General features: G+C 68.1%; 4 protein-coding genes. 1 reads left to right on the top strand and 3 read right to left on the bottom strand.

Going from position 1 to position 6,092, the window contains the following annotated elements; all coding sequences use genetic code 11:
- Positions 1-284: Lrp/AsnC family transcriptional regulator (locus AC1DIX_RS06485; RefSeq protein WP_477322933.1), on the bottom strand; the 284-nt coding region annotated here is incomplete at its 3' end.
- Between the two features lie 135 nt (positions 285-419).
- Between AC1DIX_RS06485 and AC1DIX_RS06480 the strand changes: the two genes are divergently transcribed.
- On the top strand, positions 420-3,941 hold the full coding sequence (locus AC1DIX_RS06480) for an indolepyruvate ferredoxin oxidoreductase family protein (RefSeq protein WP_477322931.1): 3,522 nt from the start codon (positions 420-422) through the stop codon (positions 3,939-3,941).
- Here the strand turns inward: AC1DIX_RS06480 and AC1DIX_RS06475 are convergent.
- Both AC1DIX_RS06475 and AC1DIX_RS06470 read right to left on the bottom strand, forming a co-directional pair.
- The gene (locus AC1DIX_RS06475; protein WP_477250354.1) at positions 3,932-4,705 is read right to left on the bottom strand and encodes a slipin family protein; all 774 of its coding nucleotides are present in this window, start codon (positions 4,703-4,705) and stop codon (positions 3,932-3,934) included. The genes AC1DIX_RS06480 and AC1DIX_RS06475 overlap by 10 nt on opposite strands.
- 3 nt (positions 4,706-4,708) lie before the next feature.
- Positions 4,709-6,073 (bottom strand): NfeD family protein, encoded by a 1,365-nt coding sequence (locus tag AC1DIX_RS06470; protein ID WP_477250351.1) that lies wholly within the window; start codon positions 6,071-6,073, stop codon positions 4,709-4,711.
- Between the last annotated feature and the right edge of the window lie 19 nt (positions 6,074-6,092).

Here is a 6,092-nt window from a genome sequence, read left to right as displayed (position 1 = left end):
CCGGTGGTCTCGTAGCACTCCACCACTTCCGGCCGCAGGCGCATGGCCTGCTCGAACTGTTCGACCACGCCCTCGGCATGGCGCAGCAGCGACACGTGCAGCAGGCAGACCACGGCCAGGCCCAGCTTGCGGCGGTCGAGGAGGGCGGTGTAGCGCACGATGTAGCCCTTGTCCTCCAGCTCCTTCTGGCGCCGCCAGCATGGGCTGGCCGACATGCCGATCTTCTCGGCCAGCTCGTTCGACGAGATCCTGCCATCCTTCTGCAGCTCGGCGAGAATTTTCATGGATGCTACATCGATCGAATGATCTTTCATGTTTTTTGGGGGAATCAGACAAGATCTTGCAATTCTAGTCCCGAAACATGAACAGATAGAAAAAATCTTTCTCGTTGCGCGGTCTATCCTAGTTATATGAACGACATGACGCTCCCCGCGACCGTCGGGCTGGCAGACCCCGACTACGCACTCGACGACAACCTGACCCGCGAGCGCGGCCGGGTCTTCCTGACCGGCACCCAGGCCTTGGTCCGCCTGCTGTGCATGCAGAAGCGCTTCGACGAAGCCCAGGGCCTCACGACGGCCGGCTTCGTCAGCGGCTACCGCGGCTCGCCGCTGGGCGCCGTCGACCAGGAACTGTGGCGCGCGAAGAAGCTGCTGCAGGCGCACCAGGTCGAATTCCTGCCCGCGATTAACGAGGAGCTGGGCGCCACCGCCGTGATGGGATCGCAGCAGGTCGAGGCCAATCCGACCCGCAAGGTCGATGGCGTGTTCGGCATGTGGTACGGTAAAGGACCCGGTGTCGACCGCGCCGGCGACGCCCTCAAGCATGGCCACGTCTATGGTTCGTCGCCGCATGGCGGCGTGCTGGCCATCCTGGGCGACGACCACGGCTGCGTGTCCTCGTCGATGCCGCACCAGAGCGAGCAGGCGCTGATCGCCTGGGGCATGCCGGTGATTAATCCGGCCAACATCCAGGAATACCTGGAGTTCGGCCTGTACGGCTGGGCACTGTCGCGCTATACGGGCGCATGGTGCGGCTTCAAGGCGATCTCGGAAACGGTGGAGGGCGGCGCGGTGGTCGAGCTGCCGGCCATGCCTCGCTTCGTCACGCCCACCGATTACACGCCGCCGCCGGACGGCCTGCACAACCGCTGGCCGGACCTGCCGGGACTGGCGCTGGAACAGCGCGTGGCGGCCAAGCTGGAAGCGGTGCAGGCGTTTGCGCGCGCGAACTCGATCGACCGCCTGGTGGTGCCGGCGCCCGGCGCCCGCGTCGGCATCATCGGCGCCGGCAAGGCCTATCTCGACCTGGTCGAGGCGCTGGAACGCATGGAGCTGTCCGTCGAGCGGCTGGCGGAACTGGGCGTGCGGCTGTACAAGCCGGGCCTGACCTATCCGCTCGAAGCGAGCCGCCTGTCCAGCTTTGCCGAGGGCCTGGACGAGATCCTGGTGGTCGAAGAGAAGGGCCCGGTGATCGAGCAGCAGGTCAAGAACCTGTTCTACAACCTGGCGCCCGAACAGCGGCCGGCGGTGGTCGGCAAGACCGACCGCGACGGCGCGCCGATGCTGTCCGCGCTGGGCGAGCTGCGTCCTTCGCGCATCGCGCCGGTGCTCGTGCGCTGGTTGGGCACGCGCTTCCCGGCGCTGGACCTGAACCGCTTCCTCCCGGACTTCTGCGCCGCCGAACTGCCTTTCAATCCCGCCGACGGCGTGCGCCGCACGCCCTATTTCTGCTCGGGCTGCCCGCACAATACCTCGACCCGCGTGCCGGAAGGCAGCCGCGCCCTGGCCGGCATCGGCTGCCATTTCATGGCGACCTGGATGAAGCGCGACACCTACTACCTCTCGCAGATGGGCGGCGAGGGCATCAGCTGGGCCGGCACCTCGCGCTTCGTGGCGGAGAAGCACATCTTCCAGAACCTGGGCGACGGCACCTTCTACCATTCGGGCTCGCTGGCGATCCGCCAGAGCGTGGCGGCCGGCGTCAACATCACCTACAAGATCCTCTACAACGATGCGGTGGCGATGACCGGCGGCCAGCCGGTGGACGGCACCCTGTCGGTGCCGCAGATCCTGCAGCAGGTGATCAGCGAGGGCGTCAAGATGGCCGTGGTGGTGACGGACTACCCGGACAACTACGACGGTGTGACGCTGCCGGAAGGCGTGACCGTGCACCATCGCGGCGAACTCGATGCAATCCAGCGCCAGCTGCGCGAGATTCCCGGCGTGACGGTGCTGGTGTACGACCAGACCTGCGCCGCCGAGAAGCGCCGCCGCCGCAAGAAGAACAAGCCGGACAATATCGTGTTCCCGGACCCGGCGCGGCGCATGGTCATCAACCCGGCCGTCTGCGAAGGCTGCGGCGATTGCGGCGTGCAGTCGAACTGCCTGTCGATCCTGCCGCTGGAGACGGAACTGGGGCGCAAGCGCCAGATCGAGCAGTCGTCCTGCAACAAGGATTATTCCTGCGTCGAGGGTTTCTGCCCGAGCTTCGTCTCGGTGCTGGGCGGATCGCTGCGCAAGCCGGCCGGCCAGAAGCTCTCGCTGGCCGACCTGGAACGTGCGCTGGCGGCGTATCCGGAGCCGAGCGGCCCGGCGCTGGCCAAGCCTTTCGAGATCCTGGTGGCCGGCGTCGGCGGCACCGGCGTCGTCACCGTGGGCGCCCTGATCACGATGGCGGCCCACCTGGAAGGCAAGGGCGCCTCCACCCTGGACTTCATGGGCTTTGCGCAGAAGGGCGGCGCGGTGCTGTCCCACGTGCGGGTGGCATCAAGCCCGGAGCGCCTGCACCAGGTCCGCATCGACCTGCGCCAGGCCGACGCGGTGTTCGCCTGCGACCTCGTGGTGGCGGGCATGCCGGACGGCCTGGCCGTCATCCGTCACGGCCACACCAGGGTGGTGGCCAACGAATACGAGATCCCGACCGCCGACTTCACCCGCGACCGCGATGCCCAGGTCGACCGCGAAGGCCTGCTGGCCAGGCTGGGCGCGGCGGCCGGCGACGAGAACATGCTGCGCCTGAATGCCCAGGCGACGGCCTCGCGCTTCCTCGGCGATCCGGTCGGCAGCAACGTCCTGCTGATGGGCTATGCCTGGCAGCAGGGCCTGGTGCCGGTGGGTCTGCCGGCGCTGATGCGGGCAATCGAACTGAACGGCGTGGCGGTGGACATGAACAAGCGCGCCTTCACCCTCGGCCGCCTGCTGGCCGCCGATCCGCAGGCGCTCGATCGCATGGGGCAGCCGGCCCAGGTGATCCAGTTCGCGGCGCCGAAATCGCTGGAGGAAATCGTTGCCTTCCGCACCGACTGGCTGGCCGGCTACCAGGACGAAGGATACGCCCGGCTGTACCGGGAGGCGGTGGCCGCCGTCGAGCAGCGCGAGCTGGCCGTGGAGGGCAGCGGCTCGCGCAGGCAGCTCGCCAAGACAGTGGCGCGCAACCTGTTCAAGGTGATGGCCTACAAGGACGAATACGAAGTGGCGCGCCTGCACAGCGACCCGGCCTTCCGCGAGCAGATCGCCAGCCAGTTCGACGGCGACTACAAGCTGGCCTTCCACCTGGCGCCGCCGCTGCTGGCGCGCAAGAAGCCGGGCTCCGATGTGCCGGCCAAGATGAGGTTCGGCGCCTGGCTGCTGCCGGCCTTTGCCGTGCTGGCCCACTTCAAGGGACTGCGCGGCACGGCCTTCGACCCCTTCGGCTACACCCGCGAACGCAAGGAGGAACGCGCGCTGCGCAACCGCTACCTGGCGTTCGTGCGCGAGCTGTCCACCGGCCTGCGCGCCGACAACAAGGAAGCGGCGCTCAAGCTGGCGGCGCTGCCGGACCAGGTGCGCGGCTATGGCCACATCAAGCAGGCGGCCATGGGCAAACTGGAGGCGCAGTGGGCCGAGCTGTACCCGCGCTACCGCGACGGCCAGGTGGTGGAGCTGCGGCGTCAGGCCTGAGGTCTTTCACCTCGCAGCGCATCCCTTGCCCCGGCCAGCAGCTCGATCGGCATGGGAAACACGATGGTCGACGACTTGTCGCCCGCAATCGCGCCCAGGGTCTGCATATAGCGCAGCTGCATCGCGCCCGGCTGCTGGGCCAGCACGAAGGCGGCCTCCTTCAGTTTTTGCGAGGCCTGCAGCTCGCCTTCGGCGTGGATCACCTTGGCGCGCCGCTCGCGCTCGGCCTCGGCCTGGCGGGCGATGGCGCGCACCATCGATTCGTCGAGGTCGATGTGCTTGATCTCGACGTTCGAGACCTTGATGCCCCAGGCGTCGGTCTGGGCGTCGAGCACCTGCTGGATGTCGAGGTTCAGGCGCTCGCGCTCCGCCAGCATCTCGTCCAGTTCGTGCTTGCCGAGCACCGAGCGCAGGGTGGTCTGGGCCAGCTGGCTGGTCGCTTCCAGGAAGTTGGCCACCTGGATGATCGCCTTTTCCGGATCGATCACCCGAAAATAGATCACCGCGTTCATCTTGACCGAGACGTTGTCGCGCGAGATCACGTCCTGGGTCGGCACGTCGAGCACGATGGTCCGCAGGTCGACGCGCACCATCTGCTGGAACAGCGGGATGAGGATGATCAGGCCGGGGCCTTTCACGCCCCAGAAGCGCCCGAGCTGGAACACGACCCCGCGTTCGTATTCGCGCAGCACCCGGATTGCCGAGGCCAGCAAGGGGAACAGCAGGACGATGAGGGCGGCGACGCCGATGCCGACGTTGAACATGATTTAGGCTCCTGGGGAAGGATCGACCGGGACGACATCCAATGTCAGGCCGCGCCGGCCCACGACCCTGACCGTCTGCGACAGGTTGAGCGGCAGGCCGCTGGCCGCCTGCCACAGTTCTCCTTCGATGCGGACCCACGCTGCGCGGCTGCCGCCATCCTCGGCGATGCGCTCGACCCTGGCGGTGGCGCCGATCAGGGTGGCGGCGCCGCTGGCCGGTGGACGCCTGCGGCTCGCCAGCGCGAGGCGGGCAGTGCCGATCAGCAGCAGGGCGCTGGCTACCCCGAGGGTGCCGATCAGGCCAGGCGGGATGCCGAAGCCGGGGACGTCGGTATCGACCAGCATCAGCGCGCCGGCGACGAAGGCGACGATGCCGCCGAGGCCGATCACGCCGAAGCTGGGCAGGAAGGCCTCGGCCAGCATCAGCATCAGGCCGAGCAGGACCAGCGCCAGGCCCGCATAGTTCACCGGCAGCAGCTGCAGGGCGTACAGCGCCAGCAGCAGGCAGATCGCGCCGATCACGCCCGGCGCCACGAAACCCGGATTCATGAATTCGAACACCAGGCCGTAGATTCCGATGGTCATCAGGAGCAGGGCCACACTCGGATGGGTGATCGCCGCCAGCAACTGGGTTCGCCAGTCCGGCGCGAACTCGGCCGGCACCACGTTTTTCGTATCGAGGCGGCGCGCCTGGCCCAGTACGGTGACGGTCCTGCCGTCGAGCTGGGCCAGCAGGCTCGGCAAGTCCGGCGCGACGATCTCGATCACGTGCTGCTTCAAGGCTTCCTCGGCGCTCAGGCTGACGGCTTCGCGCACGGCGCGCTCGGCCCAGTCGGCATTGCGGCCGCGCAACTGGGCCAGGCCGCGCAGATAGGCAGCGGCATCGTTGACCTGTTTGCGCGCCATTGCCGAACCTTCGGCCGCATCGTCGGGTTTCTTTTGCCCTTCTTCGGGCGGCGGCGGCTTGATGCCGATCTCGACCGGCGTCGCCGCGCCCAGGTTGGTGCCCGGCGCCATCGCCGCGACGTGGCTGGCGTAGAGGATGTAGGTGCCGGCGCTGGCGGCGCGGGCGCCGCTCGGGGCGACCCAGGCGACCACCGGCACCGGCGAACCCAGGATGGCCTTGATCACCGCGCGCATCGCGGTATCGAGGCCGCCCGGCGTGTCCATCCTGATGATTACGAGCTGCTGCCTGATGCTGGCGGCGCGGGCGATGCCATGTACCACGTAGTCGGCATTCGGCGGGCCGATCACGCCATCGACGGTCAGCACGCCGACGCCCGCGGCGCCACGTGCGGCGGGCGGCAGGGCCAGGACCAGCAGGACGGCCAGGGCCGCCATGGCCAGCAAGCGCATTCGACGAATCATCTTCGGACTCCACTGGCGC

The organism is Massilia sp. 05N420 (assembly GCF_056397205.1).
Note: the sequence above shows the minus strand (reverse complement) of the source record. Positions and strands in the feature narration are given on the sequence as shown.

Bases quoted from the DNA above. Each gene is read 5' to 3' on its own strand.
- AC1DIX_RS06480 (WP_477322931.1), top strand. From the start codon at position 420: ATGACGCTCCCCGCGACCGTCGGGCTGGCAGACCCCGACTACGCACTC.
- AC1DIX_RS06475 (WP_477250354.1), bottom strand. From the start codon at position 4,705: ATGTTCAACGTCGGCATCGGCGTCGCCGCCCTCATCGTCCTGCTGTTC.
- AC1DIX_RS06470 (WP_477250351.1), bottom strand. From the start codon at position 6,073: ATGATTCGTCGAATGCGCTTGCTGGCCATGGCGGCCCTGGCCGTCCTG.